The organism is Notoacmeibacter ruber (assembly GCF_003668555.1).
Classification (GTDB): Bacteria; Pseudomonadota; Alphaproteobacteria; order Rhizobiales; family Rhizobiaceae; genus Notoacmeibacter; species Notoacmeibacter ruber.
Genome location: NZ_RCWN01000001.1, coordinates 1,463,399 through 1,484,163, shown reverse-complemented (window position 1 = coordinate 1,484,163; position 20,765 = coordinate 1,463,399). Strand labels below are relative to the sequence as shown.

Genomic DNA, 20,765 nt, shown 5'->3' with positions numbered 1-20,765 from the left:
AGGGAGCCGCGGCAATCATGAGCACTGAAGGCGAATTAGCGGCGACGGCGCCTCTTGCAGCGCCAGTTCCAGTCGCGCTCCGGACCGACATCGATATGGACCGATTTGGTGTGGCAATAGGTGCCGACGCCGCCGCGGCCCGGCATGGACCGCAGATATTCGGCCAGCGTCCACTTGCTGACGCCTTCGACCTGGATATCGGCGGCCGCACAGAACATGTGCAATGACTTCTTGGCCCCGCTGGCGCGCTGATTGCGCTGGGGCGAGCGGTAACCCGACGTGACAACCACGGGGCGACCGAACTTGCTCTCCACCTGATTCAGGACGCGAACCAAGGATGGCTTCAGACAATTGACGTCGACATCGTCATGCTGTTTCCGCAGCCCGTTGGGCGCCAAGCGTGCAAGGCCCGAAAGGGACGCCACTTCCACCGGTTCGGATCGTTCGTCGAGGTCGATGTCGCTATTATCGGTCTGACCATCCCGCCGTTCGATCTCGAAAAGCCGGTCCTTGTTCACGCCGGGCAGAGCATCTTGCGGCAGAGCCGCAACGGAGGAAACGGGCGAGGGCGGCGCGCTCGGCCTTGCCGCGATGGATCGGTCGAGCTGAATCGGCTGAGGTGGCTCGGCAAGAGCAAGCGCGATTTCGCCCTGGCCCTTGGCGCGGGGAATCGCATTGTCGGGCAGGCGGATCGGCGTTGGGATATCAGCCGAAGCCTTGGTGGCGAGGGACTGAGATGCTGTAACGGCGCCGACACGATTCGCCTCAGCCTGCGGCGTTGCGGCCGCCAGCTTGATCGGCGGGGGCGGGGTCGCGGATCCGGATGGCGGTGCGAGCAGATTTGCGGAAAGAGCCTCGGGGCCCACCGCAGGGCCGTTCTCTGCTGCAGACGTCTCGTCAGCCGCAAGAGCGAGCGTGGTGTCTTCGCTCTCGTCGCCGCCGTCGCCCTGTTCGATGAGATCACCCGCATCGGTGCTATAGCTGGTCGTCGCGTCGGTATCCTGCGACTCGGCGACTTCTGCCAAAGCAAGTCCGAGGGGAGGGACGGGAGTGCCGGATGTGCAGGCGGCGAGGGAAAGACTCGTCGCGGATAGCAGAAGCAGCGCTGCCTGTCGCATACTGCGCCTGCTCGTGGTCAACTCGCGCAACCGGTGATCCCCTCTAGGCGACTGGCCTCATTGGTCTGAAGCCAGTCCGTAAGAATTACGACCACTTATCGTGAGTCGATTAATTGCTGGTTAGCGTGTCCCGCGCTCCACCGAAGCAGTATTGGCAATGCTGTGACAGGAATTGGGCACAATTGCGGTAAACCTGTCAGGAGGGCCTCAAATCCGAGCCTGGACATAGGAGCCGGGTGCATCGCCGAGCACTTTTCCCGCCAGGCCGGTGATCTGGCGAGCAGGCACTCTCTCATCGGACATGGATTCGATCCAGGCCTGCCAATGGGGCCACCACGAACCCGGTGTCGCCTCTGCTCCTTCCAGCCATCCCTCGAAGCTCTCGGAGAAATCGGCCTTATCATTCGTCCAGTACTGGTATTTTCCGGCTGCCGGTGGATTGACCACCCCGGCGATATGACCCGACCCGGAAATGACCAATTGGACCGGCCCGCCAAATTGCCGGCAGCCCTTGTGAATGGATTTTGCCGGGGCGATATGGTCTTCTCGTGTCCCGAGATTATAGACGGGTATCTCAATGTCCGAGAGGCTGACGCACTTTCCGTCGATCTTCATCCGCCCGGTGGAAAGGTTGTTCTCGAGATAGCAGTTCCGCAGATAGAAGCTGTGATTGGCTGCCGTCATCCGCGTCTGGTCGCCGTTCCAGTAGAGTAGATCGAAGGCCATTGGCTCCTGGCCGCGCATGTAATTATTGACCATGTACGGCCAGATGAGCTCCTTGGATCGCAGAAGATTGAAAGCGGTCGCCATCTTGTCGCCTGACAGATAGCCGTTTCGGTCCAGTTCCTGCTCGATCTCCGAGACCTGGCGTTCGTTGGCGAACACCTTTAGATCGCCGGCAAATTCAAAATCGACCTGTGTCGTAAAGAGTGTCGCCGAGGCCGGCCTTTTATCGCCTTCCTGAGCCATCAGGGCCAGCGTGGAGGCCAGCAACGTGCCGCCGACGCAATAGCCGATCGTGTTGATCCGGTCCTCGCCGGTAATCTCTTCCGCCGTATCCACGGCAAAGCCGACGCCATCGCGGGCATAGTCGGACCAACTCTCCTGCCGGTGCCTCTCGTCCGGGTTGACCCAAGAGATCACGAACACGGTGTGGCCTTGCGCGACCGCCCAGGAAATGAAGCTCTTCTTCTTGTTGAGGTCGAGAATGTAGAACTTATTGATCCAGGGCGGCACGATAAGAAGCGGGCGTTTCAGAACGTCCTTCGTCGTTGGCTCGTACTGAAGAATTTCGCAAAGACGGTTGCGGGCGACGACCTTGCCGGGGGAGACGGCGATATTCTCGCCGACCTTGAACGGCGTCGTATCGACCTGGCGGAGTCTGATCTCTCCTTTGCCCCGCTCGACGTCCTCTGCGAGCATCTTCATTCCGCGTGCGAGATTCTCGCCGTTCGACTCGAACATTTCGCGCATCACGGTCGGATTGGTCAGAAGGAAATTGCTGGGAGACAGCGCGTTCATCACCTGACCGAGCAGGAACTCCGCCTTGCGTTTTTCATCCCGGTCCATTTCATCCATGTCTTCGACGAGACCCTTCGTCCACTTGTCCAGAACAAAGAAGCTGTCGCGTAAGAAGGCGAAAAAGGGATTCGCGGACCAGTCGTCGCCGGCAAAGCGCTTGTCTTTCTGCACGGTGGGTTCAGGCTGGATATCCTGTCCCGCCATGCGGCTGACATTCGTGCTCCAGGCCTCCAGCATTCCGGCCATCAGCCTGGTTTGCATATCCATCGCCCGGACCGGGTTCGACAGCCAGTGTTGGCGTACACGCATCATTGTCTCGACCGTCGATCGAACGATTTCCGGTGTTTCCGACGGGTAGTCTTCGGGATGCTGTTCGCGCGGTCGAAGCCATGCGGCGGCGGCCTTGCCCGCGTTTTCGATCGCTACGGCCATGTTCCGTGTGAAGGCTTCAGTATCCTCGACGGTCATGGGGACCGGGTCAGTCTGCGGTTTGCAATCAGGCTTTTTCGGATCCTCACGCTTATTCATAGAACCACCTCCCAGGGTTCATTTCGCCAGCGCTGGCGACAGCGCAGGTGACATGGTTTCAACACTATGGCAGAGAAGAAAAATTCCCAATGGGTAAAATGGGTGAGACGACCCAGGCTGATTTCGGTCACGAAGCGAGGACATGTGATGCAAAGGCTCATGGTCATGATCGGCCTTATTGTGATCACCGGCTTCTCTGCCTCGTGCAGCCAGACGGAAATCATGCCTTATTCCGATTCGGTCGCGGATGACGGTAGCTACCCCAACCTTAACCTGGCATCCGGCGCGGCAGCGCCGGCGATTGGCCAAGCCGAGGCGCAGGCGACCATCCGGTCCGTGGAATCGTCAGAGCCCGGCCAGCTCAGTCTGCCGACCTCCGAAGCCGAGGCCATGCGGCTACGCCGTCTTGGCCAGACGCACGGGCAGGACGCCATTCGTCAGATCGAGGCATCTTCCGCCAACGCCAACTGACCGAAACGCGCTTCGGCGCATGCCTTCTCGCAGGCCGGCGAAACGTGTATAGGCCGGCATCGCCAATCCGGCCGGTAATTGCTCCGGCTGATCGCACCACAACCAACGAGATCGAGTGATGGAAGAGTTCCACAAAGTTCGCCGATTGCCGCCCTACGTTTTCGAGCAGGTCAACAGGCTCAAGGCGGCGGCACGGGCGGCGGGAGCCGACATTATCGATCTCGGGATGGGAAATCCGGATCTGCCGACGCCGAAGGCCGTGGTCGACAAGCTTGTCGAGGTGGTTCAGGACCCGCGTACCCACCGCTACTCGACCTCTCGCGGCATTCCCGGGCTGCGCCGCGCCCAGGCGGCCTATTATAAGCGACGCTTCGGCGTGACGCTGAATCCGGATACCCAGATCGTCGCGACCCTCGGCTCCAAAGAAGGTTTCGCCAACATGGCGCAAGCCATTACTGCGCCGGGCGATATCGTGCTCTGTCCCAACCCGACCTATCCGATCCACGCCTTCGGCTTCATCATGAGCGGTGGCGTCATCCGTTCGATGCCCGTGGCGCCGGATGAGAATTTCGTGCCGGCTCTGGAGCGTGCGGTGCGCCACTCCATTCCCAAGCCGCTGGCGTTGATCCTGAATTACCCGTCCAACCCGACCGCAGAAGTCGCGACACTCGATTTCTATCGGGATGTGATCGCTTTTGCCCGCAAGCACGAGCTGATCGTCCTGTCGGATCTTGCCTATTCGGAGATATATTTCGGCGACACGCCGCCTCCCTCCATTCTGGAAGTGGAGGGCGCGATGGACGTCGCGGTTGAATTCACCTCGATGAGCAAGACGTTCTCCATGCCGGGCTGGCGCATGGGTTTTGCCGTGGGCAATGAGCGTCTGATCGCAGCTCTGGCGCGCGTGAAGTCCTATCTCGATTACGGCGCCTTCACCCCCATTCAGGTTGCCGCCGCTGCCGCCCTCAACGGTGACGGATCGGATATCGAAGAAGTTCGCGAAATCTACCACAAGCGCCGCGACGTCATGGTCGAGAGCTTCGGACGGGCCGGCTTCGATGTTCCGCCTCCGGCCGCGACCATGTTTGCATGGGCGCCGATCCCCGAGCGGTTCCGCGACATGGGGTCGCTTGAGTTTTCCAAGCTTCTCGTCGAAAAGGCCCATGTGGCCGTGGCTCCTGGCATCGGCTTTGGCGAACATGGCGATGGCCATGTGCGTCTCGCGCTTGTCGAGAACGAACATCGCATTCGTCAGGCCGCGCGTAACATCAAGCGTTTTCTCTCCGGAAACTCTCCGGAGATCGGCGGCGATGAAAGTGGGCCGCTCAAGAAATGAACAGACACAAGGATGGTACTATGAGCACCGAGCCCCTCCGTATCGGGCTCGCGGGGCTGGGAACAGTCGGCGCGGCCTTCATCAAGCTGCTGGAACAGAAGAATGCACTGCTGACGCGTCAGTGCGGGCGGCCCATCGAAGTGCTCAGTGCGTGCGCTCGTGACCGAAACAGAGATCGCGGCGTCGATCTGTCCAATGTGGAATGGTATGACGATGCGGTGAAGCTGGCGGAAGCGCCGAACCTCGATGTCTTCGTCGAATTGATCGGCGGCGATGGCGAGCCGGCATTGTCCGCCGTCAAGGCCGCCATCCAGTCGGGCAAGCATGTTGTCACCGCCAACAAGGCTTTGATCGCAAAGCACGGCGTTGAATTGGCCATTCTCGCCGAAGAGCAGGGTGTTCTGCTGAATTTCGAAGCGGCTGTGGCGGGGGGGATTCCCGTTATCAAGACAATGCGCGAAGCCTTGGCGGGAAACACTGTTTCGCGCCTCTACGGCATTCTCAACGGCACCTGCAATTACATTCTCACGCGCATGGAGGAGGAAGAAATCGGTTTTGCCGAGGTACTGGCCGATGCGCAGCGCCTCGGCTACGCGGAAGCCGATCCGACCTTCGATATCGAGGGCAACGATACCGCGCACAAGCTCGCGATCATGACCTCCATTGCCTTCGGCACACAGATTGCGGGCGACGATATCTATCTGGAAGGCATTTCAAACATTACGCTGGCCGATATTCGCGCCGCGCGCGACCTCGGTTACAGGATCAAGCTTCTTGGTGTCGCCCAGAAGACCGAACGCGGGATCGAACAGCGCGTGCATCCAACCATGGTGCCGATCGAATCGCAGATTGCGCAGGTTGATGACGTGATCAACGCTGTCGTGCTGGAGACCGACCTGCTTGGCGCACTCCTGATGAGCGGCCCGGGCGCGGGCGGCGAGGCGACGGCCTCCGCCGTGATGGGCGATGTTGCCGATATCGCGAAAAGCCGGCCCGGCCGTCAGCATGTACCCGCGCTCGTCACCCCGGCGAAGGAACTGGCTCCCTATCAGCGTGCGCGCATGCGCAGCCATGAAGGTGGCTACTTCATCCGGCTTCTGGTCCGAGACGAGGTGGGCGTTTTCGCCGCGATCGCACAACGCATGGCGGCTGCGAATATCTCGTTGCAGTCGATCGTTCAGCGCGACGATCCCGATAGTCCCGAGAAAGACAGCAAGGCCATCATCCTGACCACTCATGCCACGATGGAGACCGCTGTGCGGCAGGCGATCGCCGATATTGAGTCGGATGGGCATTTGCGCGGTTCGGCTCAGGTGATCCGGATGGAACCCGCGGGATAGCTCCGGCTCTTTCCCGCGTATCTTTCCACCGGAAACGGTTCAATCGGTTCGATTACCGCACGCCCGGCTCTCACGGCTATCGTGTCCCGCTTTGCTTGCTCGATCGCAGCGCCGGCGCTTCTTGCCCCTGTCACGACGATCTGACACAAGCCCTCCAATTTCGCGCTGGATCGCAGGGCAGCCGCGATTTTTTGGGGGAATTGATATGGCTGAGAATCGGCGACTTGATCGAATCCTGACGCTGGAAATCGCCCGTGTTACCGAAGCGGCGGCTGTCGCAGCAGCTCGCGTGCGGGGGCGGGGCGATGAAATGCTGGCTGACCAGGCTGCGGTCGACGCCATGCGGACCGAACTGAACCGTCTGCCCATAGACGGCAAAATCGTCATCGGCGAAGGCGAGCGCGACGAAGCGCCCATGCTCTTTATCGGCGAAGAGGTCGGCACGAAGACGGGCGATGCCGTGGACATCGCCCTCGACCCGCTTGAGGGGACGACGATCTGCGCGAAGAACCTGCCGAATGCTTTGGCGGTGATCGCGTTCGCGGAGAAAGGCAGTCTGCTGAACGCGCCGGACGTCTATATGGAAAAGATCGCCATCGGACCTGGCTTTCAGCCGGGGCTAGTCAGCTTGCGGAAAACCCCCACTCAGAACATCGAAGCGTTGGCCGAGGCCCGTGGCGTCAAGCCAGACCGGATAACGGCCTGTATTCTGGATCGCAGCCGCCACTCGGCACTGATACAGGAGGTGCGCGCGACCGGTGCCGCCATACGGTTGATCGGAGACGGCGATGTTGCCGGCGTGATCCATACTGCCGACCCGGAGGAGACCGGCGTCGATATCTATATGGGCATAGGCGGTGCACCCGAGGGGGTCCTTGCGGCCGCGGCCTTGCGCTGCATCGGCGGACAAATGGAAGGGCGGCTCATCCTGGATAGTAAGGAAAAGGTCGAGCGCGCCGCGCGCATGGGCATCTCCGACCCGGAGCGGATCTACTCCATGGAGGAGATGGCAAGCGGCGACGTGATCTTCGCCGCAACCGGCGTCACGGACGGCAACATGCTGGAGGGTGTCGCCTTCGGTCCGGACCGGATTGAAACGCACACCGTTGTCATGCGCTCCTCGACCGGTACAGTCCGGGAAATTCGTGCGCGCCATACCGATCTCGCCAAGTTCGGCGAAACCTGACCATTATCGCAGTCGCTGACATGGATCACTATGTTAGGAAGTGAGACCATGCAGCCGCGATTCTTTCTCAATGTCAAAAAGAGTGCCACAGGCCACGCGTGGCACCATCGTCTGACCGAAGCCCAGGAGCGAACGGCTCTGGCGATGACGCAGAGCGACGGAATCGACGAGATCGTGGCGCGCATCCTCGCGGGGCGAAAGGTGGAGCAACAGGCCGCCGCCGGTTTCCTTAAACCGACCATACGCGATCTCCTGCCGGACCCCAGAACATTGACCGATATGGCTCCTGCGGCCGAGAGGCTTGCTCTGGCGGCGCGCACGGCAGAACGGGTCGCGATTTTCGGGGACTACGATGTCGATGGTGCCGCCTCGGCCGCCATTCTCGCGCGATGGTTTCGGTCTTTCGGCACTGAAGCGGCCATCCATATTCCCGACCGCATTTTCGAGGGTTACGGCCCGAATGCACCGGCGATGGAAGCGCTTGCGCGCGAAGCCTCGCTGATCGTGACGGTGGACTGCGGGACCAATAGCGCTGAAGCCATCGCTGCGGCGAAGTCGGCAGGTGCCGATGTCGTGGTGCTGGATCACCATCAGCCATCCGGTCCCATGCCAGCGGAAGCGTTCGCCGTGGTCAATCCGAACCGGGAGGACGATGTGTCTGGGCAGGGGCACCTGTGCGCGGCTGGTGTCACCTTTCTGGCCCTAGTCGCGGCAAACAGTGTGCTGCGCGATGGGGGACAGACGGTCCCTGATCTTATGGGTCTTCTTGATCTCGTTGCGATGGCGACGGTTTGTGACGTTGTTCCCCTTGTCGGCGTCAATCGCGCTTTCGTCGTCCGAGGCCTGGATGTTGCCCGCCGCCAGGATAATCCTGGTCTTGCTGCCCTCTCGAAGGTGGCGCGATTGGGAGAACCTCTGCGGCCCTTCCATTTTGGCTTCATTCTGGGTCCGCGCATCAATGCGGGCGGCCGCATCGGTGATGCCTCGCTCGGCTCGCGACTGCTGCTGACCGAGGATTCAACCGAAGCGGAATCGATCGCCGAAAAGCTGGATGGGCTCAACAGTGAACGCCAGGCGATGGAAGCCGAGATGCTGGCTGTCGCGCGAGCCCAGGCCGAGGCTGAAACTCTCAGAGGCGATGGGCCTGCCGTGCTCATCGCCGAGAGCGATCGTTTCCATCCTGGCGTGGTCGGCCTCCTGGCCTCCCGCCTGAAAGACGGTTTCGGCCGGCCTGCCTTTGCAATCGCATTCGACCGCAATGGAAAAGGCACCGGCTCAGGCCGGTCGATCGCCGGGGTCGATCTCGGTAAGATTGTTCGGGAAGCCGTCGAGCGTGGTCTTCTAGCAAAGGGCGGCGGCCACGCGATGGCGGCCGGCATCACAATCCAGCGAGAGCAATTGGGAGGTTTTCGCAGCTTTCTGGAAGACAGGCTGGCGAGGCTTGTTGCGGTACTACGCCAAGCCGCCGCACGTCGGATCGATGGATCGCTCAGCGCGGAAGGCCTGACGATCGATCTCTGCGACAGGATCGAGGCGGCAGGACCGTACGGTGCCGGCCATTCCAGCCCGTTCTTCGTTCTCGCGCGGCACCGGATGGAGAACATCGCGAGCATGGGAAGGGATGGTGCCCACCTCCGCCTTTCTCTTCGCTCACAGAGTGGCGGTCGTCTCGATGCCGTCGCCTTTCGCTGCGCCGATAACGATCTCGGTCGCTTTCTCAGGAATCGACAGGGTGAAACACTGCACTTTGCGGGAACCCTCAGCGTCAATCACTGGAACGGACAAAGACGTGTTCAGTTTCGGGTCGACGATGCCGCGGAGATCACGTGAGAGCGCTTCAGGCGATTGAGAATTTGAATCGAAATATCGTCTTAGGGTGCTGATTTAAATCGGATTATGCATTCGCAAAGGCGCGTATCTCGTCGATCTGGGCCATCGTGGACTCGTAGCCGATCGTGATGGCTTCATCCGCGCGGTGAAAGTCGAGAAGTCCGATGGTCTGGCTCGGGGGAGCCAGCAGCATGTCCGGCGGCGAGCTGAGCATCAGCGATTGTATGATCTGATCCTGCAGGACGGCAAAAGACCGGAGAATCACGCCGCCGAAGCCGAGCTGACCACCGGAGGATTGCACGCCCGACGATTTGTAGACGCTGGACGGGTCGGTATCGATACTGGCTTCTTCGATGACGATTTCGCGGACGCCGGGGTCGCCGGAGAGCGTTACGCCGACAACTGGGCAGGGGCTGTGCAGCCGGCAGGCGCGCACCGGCAACGGCGCGGTCAAAGCACCATCGACGAGCATTCGGTTTCCCCAGCTGATCGGCTCGAATATGCCGGGTACGGCGTAAGAGGCGCGCATCGCCATGACCAGACTGCCGGAACTGATCCAGACTTCCTCGCCGCCGGGCAGGCTTGTTGCCGTGGCGACGAACGGACGGTCGAGATCATCGATCTGCATCTCGCCGAGTGATGCGCGCAGGAGGCGCTCGATCTTCGCGCCCGTCACGAGGCCTTGGCCGCCCCACCGCAGATCAAAGAGGCCGAACATACGCCGCCATGTCGCTGCCCGGGCAAAGGCTTCGAGTTCATCGAGCTTGCCGGCCAGATAAGCGCCGGCGACGATCGCGCCGATCGAAGTGCCGGCAATCATATTGATAGGAATTCGGCCTTCATCCAGCGCTCTCAGAACGCCGATGTGAATCCAGCCACGGCCGATGCCGCCGCCGAGCGCCAAAGCGATGCCGTCTGGATGATGGTCTGGAACGTGGCTGCGCTGATCCATCGGTCTCCGCGCGAATCGGAAGGGCTCTCTCAGCCCTTCCTGCCATAGACCTCGTCGATTTCGAAGAGCGGCGCGCTGCCATCATGTTCGAGGCGGGCCTCGCCGTCATCGGTCAACACTATGCGATAGAAGCACGAGCGCCGCCCAGTGTGGCACGTCGCAGCGTGTCCTTCGACCCGTACTTTGAGGTGAACCACATCCTGATCGCAATCGGTGCGCATTTCGATGACGTGCTGACGATTGCCGGAGGTCTCGCCTTTCTTCCAGAGCGACTGCCTGGAGCGCGACCAGTAATGCGCGATGCCGGTCGAAAGGGTCTTCGACAGCGCTTCCGCGTTCATATGGGCGACCATCAGGAGAGTATTGTCTTCCGCATCCGTCACGACTGCCGTGACGAGGCCGTTCGCGTCGAAGCGCGGAGAGAAGAGCGCTCCCTCTTCAAGTTCGGTCTTCTCGCGCGGTGGGGCGGGAAAACGATAGTCGTCGTTGGACACTTAATTTGCCTAGCGTTTTTTACGAGCGTCGTCCCGAACCGGTTCTTATCAGATCGAAGAAGCGGGCGCGTTCGGAGGCCTCGTCGGAGAAAATCCCCGTGAATGCAGTCGTCACAGTATCTGACCCCTCGCGGCGGATACCGCGCATCACCATGCACATATGTTCCGCTTCGATCATGATCGCGACGCCAAGAGGTTGCAGCACGGACTGGATCTGATCGGCGATCTGGGCGGTCATGGCCTCCTGGGTCTGGAGGCGATGGGCGAAGACGTCGACCAGTCGGGCGACCTTGGAAAGGCCAAGCACCTTACCGTCGGGCAGATAAGCGATGTGGGCCTTGCCATGGATCGGCACCATGTGGTGCTCGCAATGCGAGTGGAAGGCGATATCGCGGATCAGGACGATATCCTTGTAGCCGGCAACCTCCTCGAAGGTGCGCCCAAGAATCTGTTCGGGGTCCTGCTCATAGCCGGCGAACATCTCCTCATAGGCGCGCACCACACGCGATGGCGTATCCTGAAGCCCTTCGCGTGTCTCATCTTCGCCGATATAGCGAAGCAGGGTCCGCACCGCTTCTTCCGCCTCGGAACGCGTCGGGCGTTCATTCTTGTCGCTCTTGTCGAGGAATTTATGGATGGTGGCGTCCATGATAAGTATCTCCCGTAGTCCCGCTCGATGGCGCGACGAGTTGAACGGTCGAAACAGCTGGTGCCCGGGGTGTGGAAACCCGGCCTGACCGGCTTGATTTTCAATATGTCCATACCTTGCCGGTCTGCGGCTTCGGCCCCTATATAGGTGAAGGTATCCGGAAACGGAAGGCGCCCATGATCGACGACGTTTACAACGAGAAAATTCTCGGCTTTGCAGGCAATATCTCTCGGACGGGACGCCTCGCGGATCCAGAGGCGACCGCGACCGCCCATTCCAAGCTCTGTGGCTCCAAGGTCACTGTTGACCTTGCGATGGAGGACGGCGTCGTCAGCGATTTCGCGCATGAGGTGAAAGCCTGCGCGCTTGGACAGGCCTCCTCTTCGATCATGGCACAGAATGTCGTGGGCGCAAGCGCCGATGAAATTCGCGAAGCCGGTGAAGCGCTACGTGCCATGCTCAAAGAGAACGGCGCGCCGCCAGAAGGGCGCTTCGCTGATCTGAAATATCTTCAACCTGTTCGTGATTACAAAGCGCGTCATGCGTCGACGATGTTGACCTTCGATGCCGTGATCGACTGTCTCGACCAGATCGAGAAGAAGCGCGCCGAGGAAGCGGCCTAAAATTTTGACCAGCCGCAATTATTCCGGTCCGTGGCGCAAGACGCCGGGCCGTCTGCTGGGGACCGGGCTGGTGCGCATCTACCAGCTTACGCTTTCTGGCTTCGTCGGTCATGGCTGCCGTCACCTTCCAACCTGTTCCGAATACGCCTATGAGGCGATTGCGCGCCATGGCCTGCTACGCGGAGGATGGCTCGGTGCACGTCGCATCGTGAAATGTCGTCCCGGTGGGACAACAGGATACGATCCGGTCCCTCACAATCAGACCAGTCGAAACGCCGCTTCTGATTGAAGTGGAGAGCGTCTCCGAGATTCCGGTCGCGCTGTTCTCCCTCGTGGCACGCCGGTTTAAAGGCCTCGCCATTGCGGCCGAGCTGGAATGAAGACTTTACGCTAAGGTTGCGGATCGCTAAGTGGCAGCGACGTTCATGGCCACCCGCGCTCGTAGGCGGGACTGGAAAAGGAGAATCGATTCCATGGCTTCTTCCATTTCTCTGACATTTCCCGATGGCTCCGTTCGCGACTATCCGACCGGCACGACCGGCAAGGATGTCGCTGATTCCATCTCCAAATCGCTTTCCAAAAAGTCTGTCGCGATCGCGCTTGATGGCGAGCTACGCGATATCGCCGATCCTGTTTCTGATGGCGCCATCGAGATCGTCACGCGCGACGATCCGCGCGCGCTCGAACTGATCCGGCACGACGCCGCTCACGTCATGGCAGAGGCCGTGCAGGAGCTATGGCCGGGTACACAGGTGACGATCGGCCCGGTTATCGAAAACGGTTTCTATTACGATTTCGCCCGCGAAGAGCCGTTCACCCCCGATGATCTGCCGGTGATCGAAAAGAAGATGCGGGAGATCATCGCGCGCAACAAACCTTTTGCGAAAGAGGTATGGGACCGGGAAAAGGCCAAGCAGGTCTTCGATGAAAAGGGCGAGGCCTACAAGGTCGAACTGGTCGATGCGATCCCGGCCGATCAGGACGTGAAGATCTACTCGCAGGGTGAATGGTTCGATTTGTGCCGTGGGCCGCATATGGATTCGACCGGTCGGGTGGGCGATGCCTTCAAGCTGATGCGGGTCGCCGGCGCATACTGGCGCGGCGATGCCAACAACCCGATGCTGACACGTATTTACGGGACGGCCTGGGCCGACAAGAAGCAGCTCGACGCCTATCTCCACATGCTGGAAGAAGCCGAAAAGCGGGACCATCGCCGGCTTGGCCGTGAAATGGATCTCTTCCATTTCCAGGAAGAGGGCCCGGGTGTCGTCTTCTGGCATTCCAAGGGCTGGCGGATGTTCCAGTCACTGATCTCCTATATGCGCCGCCGCCTTGATAGCGAGGGGTATGAAGAGGTCAACGCGCCGCAGATTCTCGACAAGTCGCTATGGGAAACGTCGGGCCACTGGGGGTGGTATCAGGAGAACATGTTCGCGGTGAAGAGTGCGCACGCTCTCACCAATCCGAAGGATGAGGAGGCCGATCACCGGGTCTTCGCCATCAAGCCGATGAACTGCCCCGGCCATGTTCAGATCTTCAAGCATGGCTTGAAGTCTTACCGTGATCTTCCCATTCGTATGGCAGAATTCGGCAACGTACATCGGTACGAACCATCCGGCGCGCTGCATGGGCTGATGCGCGTGCGCGGCTTCACCCAGGATGATGCGCATATCTTCTGCACGGAAGAGCAACTTGCCGATGAGTGTATGATGATCAACGACCTCATCCTCTCGACCTACAAGGATTTCGGCTTCGAAGAAATTACGGTTCTACTGTCGACCCGTCCCGAGAAGCGCGTCGGCGACGATGCGAGCTGGGATCATGCCGAAGCGGTCATGGGCGATGTTCTGGAGCGGATCGCCGCATCCAGCGATCGGATCAAGACGGGCATCAACCCAGGCGAGGGCGCGTTTTACGGTCCGAAGTTCGAATATGTGCTGAAAGACGCGATCGGGCGGTCCTGGCAATGCGGGACGACCCAGGTGGATTTCAATCTGCCGGAGCGGTTCGGCGCCTTCTACATCGACAAGGACGGCGAGAAGAAGCAGCCGGTGATGATACACCGCGCGATTTGCGGCTCGATGGAGCGTTTTCTCGGCATTCTGATTGAGAACTATGCCGGACACATGCCGCTCTGGTTCGCTCCGCTTCAGGTGGTTGTGGCAACCATTACGAGCGATGCCGACAGCTATGCTGGCGAAGTCGCGGCAAAGCTCAAGGCGGCGGGCCTTCTCGTGGACACCGATCTTCGCAACGAGAAGATCAACTACAAGGTGCGCGAGCACAGTCTGGCAAAGGTGCCGGTCATACTGGTCTGCGGTAAGAGGGAGGCGGAAGAGGGGACGGTCAATATGCGTCGTCTCGGCAGCCGCGATCAGTCCTCGATGACGGTTGAGGAAGCCATCGCTCAACTTTCGGCGGAGGCGAAGGCGCCGGATATGGCCACGAACTGAAGCTCGATCGCCAATCGGCTGAACGATCGACATTTCAAGAACGTGTAAGGCGGGCTCCCGGGCCCGCCTTTCTCGTTTCAGACGCTGCCTTCGGTCTCGATATTCATGATGTGACCGCAATGCTTGCAATGGCTGGCATCAGAATCGTGCAGACGCAGACCGCATTGGGGGCAGGGCACCTCGACCTTGTTCGGGCGGTAGATCGCCTGCAGCAGGTTGAGAAAGAAGCCCACGCCAAACACCATGATGATGATGGTGATGAAACGTCCCAGCCGATCCGACAGAACGATGTCGCCATAGCCGGTCGTCGTCAGGGTGGTGATGGTGAAGTACAGCGCATCCATATAATTATCGAGCGCTGGATTGCGCTCGTGCTCGAGCACCCAGACGATGCTGGTCACGACAAAAATGAACGCCATGAGATTGGTGGCAGCAACCACCACGCGGGTGTTGACAGGCATATCACCGGTGATCCGTCGCAATTCGTGCGCGATCCGGAATGAACGAATGATCCTCAGTGCGCGTAGGACCCGCAGGAAGGCGAAGTTGGGCCCGATGAGAAGAGGGGCCAGAAGCGACAGAAGCACGATGATATCCGCCCAGGTCACCGGCGATAGGAGGAAACGCCAAAGTGGCTTGCTGATGATGACCCGGGCCACGAAATCGGCAAGAAGCACCACGCCGATGAAGGTGTCTAGAACCACCATGCCGGTGCTGATCGGGCCGAAGGCTGTGACGATGAAATAACCGATGGTGACAATGTCGAAGGCCAGAAGCGCCCAGCGAAATCGCTTCGCGCCGGGTGTCTCGCCTTCATAAAGGCGATTGAGGAAGGGGCGAATAGCCGGCTTGCGAGAAGATTTCGAGACGCTCATGAGATCAGCTATGGCGGCAACTCTGTTTAAGCCGTCTAAAAATCAGGCGACCTCGTTTATTCCAGGCGGTCGGGGAGGAATTCGCTGCTGTCGGCCTGGTTGGCCTGGCTGGCCACCACCTCGATCTCGCTGCGGTCGCCCGCGGTCACGCTGATCTGCTCGGTATAGAACTGATCGCGGTTGCGGGCGATGATATTGTACTCTCCCTCCGCAAGAACCAGCGTCGTAAATGCGCCGATTCGCTCCGCGAGTTTCTCACCCGTATCGGACTGAATGATCCATGACGTATCCGCAATCGCCTCGCCACCGGCGTTGCGCACCAGCTTCAGCGTTACCTCCGAGGCCGCGACCTCGATCGATGCATCGGTGAGTTTGCCGGCATCGATGCGAATGTCGACACCGGTCGATGCATTCACCTTTCCGTAGCTGGAGACGACATGGTAGTCGCCGGCAGGCAGGCGGATGATCGCATCCGGCTTCACATCGGGCAGAACGAGAGGGCCGCGCTCTGCCGGCACGCCTGGTAGCTTTTCGTAGATCGCGAAGCGAACCTTACTGTCGCTGATAGGGCTGTCATCGGGAAGCCGCGCCGACAATTTGAGGCCTCCAGCATCGAGAACGAGGATTTCCGCGCTGTCGCTGCCTGGCATGATGTTGATGCGGCGGGTCGCGCCAGCCCGGCCGAAAGTGGCATGAACCAGATAGGAGCCCGCGGGTAGCGTTAGCTTGGCCTCGCCTCCCGTCGCGGTAGCGACCAGCGGCAGGTTTCCTTCCGGCCCCGTTTCCGGCTCAAAGACACGGAACGTCATGCCGGATGGCACGATATCGCCATCTGGCACCAATCGCGCGGAGAGGATGAGGTTTCCCTCTCCCTGCGGCTGCGCCCGGGGAATTTCGTCCCGCGATCCGCTCAGGTCTCCACGTCGAATCCGAATGCGGGGCAGGTCCAGTTCGGAGAATGGATCAGGCTTGCCCATCTCGTCGGAGGGCGTGGCGGCTTGCGCGGCGTCGGAGCGGGGCTGGATCGGCGCATCATGCCGGGGATCCGGGTGGCCGGGACGCGCCATCGGTGCAGGCGGCAGAGGGCGCCCGGTCGTGGCGGAGGGAGCGGCTATGGAAGTTGAAATGCCGATATTGAGGCCGAGAAGCGAGAGAGCTAGGAGCGCCAATATAGGAGATTTCAGTCGCTTCATGAGGCCTGGCATCATCGTCTCGGGAATATTCGGAGACGCCATCAAACCTGCATGGGTGGCAATTTCAAGACCGCCATGCGATGCAACGGACCGAATTGTTCCAAAGACCGGAAAGCGCGGATGACCGATCAGGCCCTGCAACAGCATCTTTCGACACGCCGCTCACCCCCCATCGCGTCCCTTGGAGGGGAGGTGCCGGATGGGGATATTCGCAGCATGCTCGAACTCGCCTCTCGCGTGCCGGATCACGGGATGCTGGTGCCGTTCCGTTTTATTCTATATCGCGGCGATAGCCGAACGGTCGTCGGACAGCGGCTGGCCGACCGTCTTCAGGAGCGGGACGGCCCTCTCTCCGATGCGGCTCGGCAGAAGGAAGAGGAGCGTTTTTCGCGCGCTCCGCTCGTCGTGGGCGTGGTCTTCGTGCCGAAGGATAACGGCCCGAAGCCGATTCCCGAATGGGAGCAGTTCCTCTGTTCCGGGGCCGTTGCGATGAATCTGCTTCATGCGGCATCGGCGCTCGGCTATCGGGCGAACTGGATCACCAACTGGTATTCCGATGACGCCGAGGCGCGGACTCTGCTTGGCCTGAAGCCAGAGGAGCGTGTTGCCGGCTTCGTTCACATCGGACGCACGGATATCAACCTTCCGGACAGAGAGCGGCCGCGCGTCGAAGACCTGATGACCGACTATTCGCCGGACGGTAAGGGCTAAGCTCGTGTTTTACCGTGTCGAAGACGGCCACGGGTTGCCGCACGATCCCTTCAAGGCGCTGGTTTCGCCGCGACCGATAGGCTGGATCTCGACACGCGATTCCAATGGCCGCGACAATTTGTCGCCTTACTCCTTCTTCATGGCCATCTCCGCCGCTCCACCGATCGTGATGTTCTCGTCCGTCGGTATCAAGGATGCAGCGCGTGCCGCAAAGGAAAGCGGCGAGTTTGTCGTCAATATCGCCACGCACGATCTGGCCGAGGCGATGAACCGCTCATCCGCAGCGGCCCCGACCGATGTGTCGGAGTTCGATATAGCCGGTCTAACGCGGGGCCAATGCGAGGTCGTTTCGGCGCCGCGGGTCGCTGAAGCCGCAGCCGCCATGGAATGCAAGCTGATCAGTGTCGAGACCGTGATCGATATGGACGGCAATGAGACGGACAATCACCTCGTAAAGGGGCAGGTCGTCGGTGTTCACATTGCCGATGGGGCCATCCGCGACGGCCGGTTCGACGTGACTCAGGCGCGCCTGCTCGCCCGGCTCGGCTATATGGACTACCTTTCCACCGACGCGGTTTTCGAGATGTACCGGCCGAAATGGCCCTTTACCAACGACTGAGAGATGGTTAGCGAAAGGCTGACCGTCATGGTGAACCGAACGTAAACCTTTGCCTGTCATGTTGGGCAAAGTTTACCAGCGTTCGGGTTACCAGTATGATCGTACAGCATTTTCTCAAATGGCTCGAAACTGCGAAAGTCGATCAGCGCGCCCAGGCGGCCAACGCTCTGGCCCGAGCCTGGCTGAAATCCGGTCTCGATTTCGACGAACGCGCCAATGCGGAAGCGGCGCTGACCCTTCTGCTGGATGATCCAAGCCCGAAGGTCCGTCAGGCGCTGGCCGACGTTTTCTGTGCGGTGCGTGGCGCGCCGCCACAGATCGTCGCGGCGCTGGCGGCCGACCAGCCGGATGTGGCCGGCAACGTGCTTTTGCGCTCTCCTCTGCTATCTGACGCCGACCTGATCGAACGCGTTCGTGATGGGGACGCGCGGACGCAGGCCATCATAGCCCGGCGCGCGCCACTGTCTTCGGTCGTCTGCGCGACGCTCTCCGAACTCGGCGATCGCAATGCCTGTCTGGCTCTCGTGAAAAACAGCGCCGCCAGACCCGCCGGTCATTCATTGCGCCGCGTGGCGGAGCGTTTCGGGCAGGTCGGGGCGGTGCGTGAGGCTCTTTTCGCCCGCAGCGACCTGCCGGGTGACGTCCGTCATCTCCTTCTGGTCAAGGTCGGCGAGGTGCTGACGGAATCGCCGCTTCTTCAACGCCTGATGGGACCGATGCGGGCGACACGGGTGCTGCGGGAAGCGTGCCACCGCGCGTCCGTTGAACTGGTGACGAAGACGCCGAAGGCCGACTATCCGGCACTCGCGGAACATTTTCGGCTGCGCGGCGACCTGACCGAACACTTTCTGATCCGGCTTGCGGCGCATGGGCGGCTCGGTTTTCTGTCGGCGGTTCTGCGCAATCTCATTGGCGACGAGAAATTACGCGTGGATGCGATTCTCGCGCGCGGCCGTCGCAATGCGCTGGCGGCCCTTCTGCGCAAGGCTGGGCTGTCTGAGCCGGGCTCCAATGTGATTATCAATGCCCTGCGGCTCTGGCGCGAAGTTGCGGACGGGCGCAGTTCCCTCGGGGTACAGGAAGTTTGCTATCGCATCATGAAGTCGTTGGAAGCAGAGCGTGAAGGTCTGCCGACGCCCGGAAATGACGACATTCTGGCTATGATCCGCGCAATGCACCTGGATGAATTGCGCCGCAATGCCAGAAGCCACGCGCTCTCGATCACGAAAGCGGCTTGAGAAAGGCGCGTGCTGGACGGATCTATGCCGAAATAACTGCTCACTCTTCAACGACCGCTTTCGACCCCGAACGAGCCGCTCCAAGGGACTTTAAGTCCATCCGAAAGCGGTCAATCGCTTTCAATTGGCTTTCTACCGGAATGAGTCTTTAGTTGGCTGCCAATAACAACTCCGGTATGGAAAGCATAAATTCGTTCACGAATCCTTCGAGAATCAGATGACTGACGCGGCAAAGGATCTTTGGGGTCAAATTTTCAGTCGCGCTTTGGAGTTGCCGGATGCCGCGATCAATAGGCCGGAGAATGAAGGCGAGCAGGCGCAACGCTTCCGCGAAGCACTACGCGCTGCCGGATGGAGTGACGAGAAGATAAACGCTCGGTATGAAGCGTATGCGCAGCTTGAGCAGCCCTTACAGCCGACGAGTCCAGGGGTGGCACCCAATCTAGAAGCCCACGCGCAGATCATAGCCGATCGCGTTTCGGCAGCAATAACAGCTCAGGGCTTGGCACACACACCTGTTCTTGTTGGCATTGATCCGCGGCCTGGCGTAGAGGCCGGACTAACGAACGTTATCATGACCGATGAAGCAATCCTCACGGTTACATCGTTCTTTTTTCGCTGGTGCGGTCTGATCGCAAGAGCCTACACGCGAACTCTCCTGCTCGATCCGAAATACTGGAGCACTTCCGAATTGTCACCGGAAGAGGATCGACTTCTCTTGCTGCGGGATATTGAACTTACCCTCTATTGGAATCGAATCTTCGTCTCGTTTGCCTCGACAGGTACCCATGCCCTAGTCCCTTACCGGCCTGCAACGGAGATGGAGCTATTTCTGTTCGAGCAGGTTGCCTGGGCCACGGAGTACTTTGCCTTCGCGCATGAATACGGCCATCATGCACTCGTTCACCGGAACGTTGGCGACAACCCGATCAAACAAGAATACGCTGCCGACAGCTTCGCGATGAGCTTGGCTGAGCAGCTACGTTCCGAACCCCTTCAGATCGACAATCCTTACATAGCGACTGGCGCCGGGGGTGTTCTCGTACTTATGGCGAACGACATTCTTCGGTCTATCGACACAAAGGATGCGCCCGCGCCAACCAACGGAGCAGTGCTCACCCATCCTGTGACTTCTGAGAGAGTTTCCAGAATTACGAACAGGCATCTAATGCAACCCGACCGGTTTAGGTTCGATCGAGAATTCTGCAACACTGTTGCTCGGATTATGAACGTCGTAGCCGGAATAGTCCGCGAATTTCACGATTCAGGTGGTCGGGAACTGATCGATAAAATAAGGTCATCCACGTGACCAAATTCGCTCGGTTCCTTAGGCCGAGATCGTCCAGTTCGCGCTCTGTCTTGTCGCTAAATTGGACGCGGCCTGACGACAAAAATCTCAAAGATGTAGGACAACGAGGATCTTTTCCTCCGGCCATGGGCATTTGAGTGTCCGGTTCGGCGAATTAGGCTCGACGTCCGGAAGTGCCGGGAAGGCGCAGTCTGGTCGGCCACGTTGATTGAATGGACCGTCTCTTCATTCGCGTTGGTCGTCCGAATGCGGACCGGACCTACCCACCCATTCCAGCCATTCCATGATGGCACCTATGCCACTGGTTGTGTCGATCTCA

Annotated in this window: 20 protein-coding genes; 13 read left to right on the top strand and 7 right to left on the bottom strand. The window is 60.0% G+C overall.

Annotated elements, in window-relative coordinates:
• Positions 1–35: 35 nt before the first annotated feature.
• Together D8780_RS07010 and D8780_RS07005 are read right to left on the bottom strand one after the other, a co-directional pair.
• On the bottom strand, positions 36–1,118 hold the full coding sequence (locus tag D8780_RS07010; protein ID WP_121644961.1) for a D-Ala-D-Ala carboxypeptidase family metallohydrolase: 1,083 nt from the start codon (positions 1,116–1,118) through the stop codon (positions 36–38).
• A 207-nt stretch (positions 1,119–1,325) separates the two neighbouring features.
• Positions 1,326–3,167, bottom strand: coding sequence for a PHA/PHB synthase family protein (locus tag D8780_RS07005; RefSeq protein ID WP_121644960.1), 1,842 nt, complete (start codon positions 3,165–3,167; stop codon positions 1,326–1,328).
• Positions 3,168–3,314: 147 nt separating this feature from the next.
• Here D8780_RS07005 and D8780_RS07000 point away from each other — a divergent pair, with 147 nt between their 5' ends.
• The 5 genes from D8780_RS07000 to recJ all read left to right on the top strand — a co-directional run bounded on the left by D8780_RS07000 (position 3,315) and on the right by recJ (position 9,330).
• Positions 3,315–3,638 (top strand): hypothetical protein, encoded by a 324-nt coding sequence (locus D8780_RS07000; RefSeq protein ID WP_121644959.1) that lies wholly within the window; start codon positions 3,315–3,317, stop codon positions 3,636–3,638.
• Positions 3,639–3,756: 118 nt separating this feature from the next.
• Positions 3,757–4,974 (top strand): LL-diaminopimelate aminotransferase, encoded by a 1,218-nt coding sequence (locus D8780_RS06995; RefSeq protein ID WP_121644958.1) that lies wholly within the window; start codon positions 3,757–3,759, stop codon positions 4,972–4,974.
• A 20-nt stretch (positions 4,975–4,994) separates the two neighbouring features.
• A complete protein-coding gene (locus tag D8780_RS06990) occupies positions 4,995–6,314 on the top strand; it encodes a homoserine dehydrogenase (protein WP_121644957.1) in 1,320 nt (439 codons plus the stop codon).
• Between the two features lie 205 nt (positions 6,315–6,519).
• Complete coding sequence (gene glpX / locus D8780_RS06985; RefSeq protein WP_121644956.1) at positions 6,520–7,500, top strand: class II fructose-bisphosphatase; 981 nt, start codon at positions 6,520–6,522, stop codon at positions 7,498–7,500.
• A gap of 48 nt (positions 7,501–7,548) precedes the next feature.
• Positions 7,549–9,330: a single-stranded-DNA-specific exonuclease RecJ gene (recJ, locus tag D8780_RS06980; RefSeq protein WP_245412282.1), complete on the top strand. Its 1,782-nt coding sequence runs from the start codon at positions 7,549–7,551 to the stop codon at positions 9,328–9,330.
• 64 nt (positions 9,331–9,394) lie between these two features.
• Here recJ and D8780_RS06975 read toward each other — a convergent pair whose 3' ends face one another.
• The 3 genes from D8780_RS06975 to folE are packed head-to-tail and all read right to left on the bottom strand — an operon-like array spanning position 9,395 to position 11,425.
• Positions 9,395–10,282: a patatin-like phospholipase family protein gene (locus D8780_RS06975; RefSeq protein WP_121644954.1), complete on the bottom strand. Its 888-nt coding sequence runs from the start codon at positions 10,280–10,282 to the stop codon at positions 9,395–9,397.
• Positions 10,283–10,311: 29 nt separating this feature from the next.
• On the bottom strand, positions 10,312–10,776 hold the full coding sequence (hisI, locus tag D8780_RS06970; protein ID WP_121644953.1) for a phosphoribosyl-AMP cyclohydrolase: 465 nt from the start codon (positions 10,774–10,776) through the stop codon (positions 10,312–10,314).
• A 19-nt stretch (positions 10,777–10,795) separates the two neighbouring features.
• Positions 10,796–11,425 carry a GTP cyclohydrolase I FolE gene (gene folE, locus D8780_RS06965; RefSeq protein WP_121644952.1) on the bottom strand — a complete coding sequence of 210 codons (630 nt, stop codon included), beginning with the start codon at positions 11,423–11,425 and terminating at the stop codon, positions 10,796–10,798.
• A gap of 176 nt (positions 11,426–11,601) precedes the next feature.
• On the opposite strand from folE, the gene D8780_RS06960 reads away from it, so the two are divergent.
• The 4 genes from D8780_RS06960 to thrS all read left to right on the top strand — a co-directional run bounded on the left by D8780_RS06960 (position 11,602) and on the right by thrS (position 14,501).
• Entirely contained in the window at positions 11,602–12,048 is a 447-nt protein-coding gene (locus D8780_RS06960) for an iron-sulfur cluster assembly scaffold protein (protein WP_121644951.1), read from the top strand.
• A gap of 1 nt (position 12,049) precedes the next feature.
• Positions 12,050–12,337, top strand: a complete 288-nt coding sequence (gene yidD, locus D8780_RS06955) for a membrane protein insertion efficiency factor YidD (RefSeq protein ID WP_121644950.1) — start codon at positions 12,050–12,052, stop codon at positions 12,335–12,337.
• Positions 12,273–12,428 (top strand): hypothetical protein, encoded by a 156-nt coding sequence (locus tag D8780_RS15725; protein WP_158598458.1) that lies wholly within the window; start codon positions 12,273–12,275, stop codon positions 12,426–12,428. Before yidD ends, D8780_RS15725 begins: the two co-directional genes overlap by 65 nt.
• A 93-nt stretch (positions 12,429–12,521) precedes the next feature.
• Positions 12,522–14,501 (top strand): threonine--tRNA ligase, encoded by a 1,980-nt coding sequence (thrS, locus tag D8780_RS06950; protein WP_121644949.1) that lies wholly within the window; start codon positions 12,522–12,524, stop codon positions 14,499–14,501.
• A gap of 77 nt (positions 14,502–14,578) precedes the next feature.
• Here the strand turns inward: thrS and D8780_RS06945 are convergent, their stop codons facing one another.
• On the bottom strand, positions 14,579–15,376 hold the full coding sequence (locus tag D8780_RS06945) for an ion channel (protein WP_121644948.1): 798 nt from the start codon (positions 15,374–15,376) through the stop codon (positions 14,579–14,581).
• A gap of 56 nt (positions 15,377–15,432) precedes the next feature.
• Positions 15,433–16,611, bottom strand: coding sequence for a hypothetical protein (locus D8780_RS06940; RefSeq protein WP_121644947.1), 1,179 nt, complete (start codon positions 16,609–16,611; stop codon positions 15,433–15,435).
• Positions 16,612–16,689: 78 nt separating this feature from the next.
• Between D8780_RS06940 and D8780_RS06935 the strand changes: the two genes are divergently transcribed.
• The 4 genes from D8780_RS06935 (at position 16,690) to D8780_RS06920 (ending at position 20,446) form a co-directional block, all read left to right on the top strand.
• Complete coding sequence (locus D8780_RS06935) at positions 16,690–17,280, top strand: nitroreductase family protein (RefSeq protein ID WP_121646422.1); 591 nt, start codon at positions 16,690–16,692, stop codon at positions 17,278–17,280.
• 4 nt (positions 17,281–17,284) lie between these two features.
• Positions 17,285–17,899 carry a flavin reductase family protein gene (locus tag D8780_RS06930; protein WP_121644946.1) on the top strand — a complete coding sequence of 205 codons (615 nt, stop codon included), beginning with the start codon at positions 17,285–17,287 and terminating at the stop codon, positions 17,897–17,899.
• Between the two features lie 95 nt (positions 17,900–17,994).
• The gene (locus D8780_RS06925; protein WP_121644945.1) at positions 17,995–19,137 is read left to right on the top strand and encodes a DUF2336 domain-containing protein; all 1,143 of its coding nucleotides are present in this window, start codon (positions 17,995–17,997) and stop codon (positions 19,135–19,137) included.
• Between the two features lie 217 nt (positions 19,138–19,354).
• Positions 19,355–20,446, top strand: coding sequence for a M48 family metalloprotease (locus D8780_RS06920; protein ID WP_121644944.1), 1,092 nt, complete (start codon positions 19,355–19,357; stop codon positions 20,444–20,446).
• The last annotated feature ends 319 nt before the right edge of the window (positions 20,447–20,765 follow it).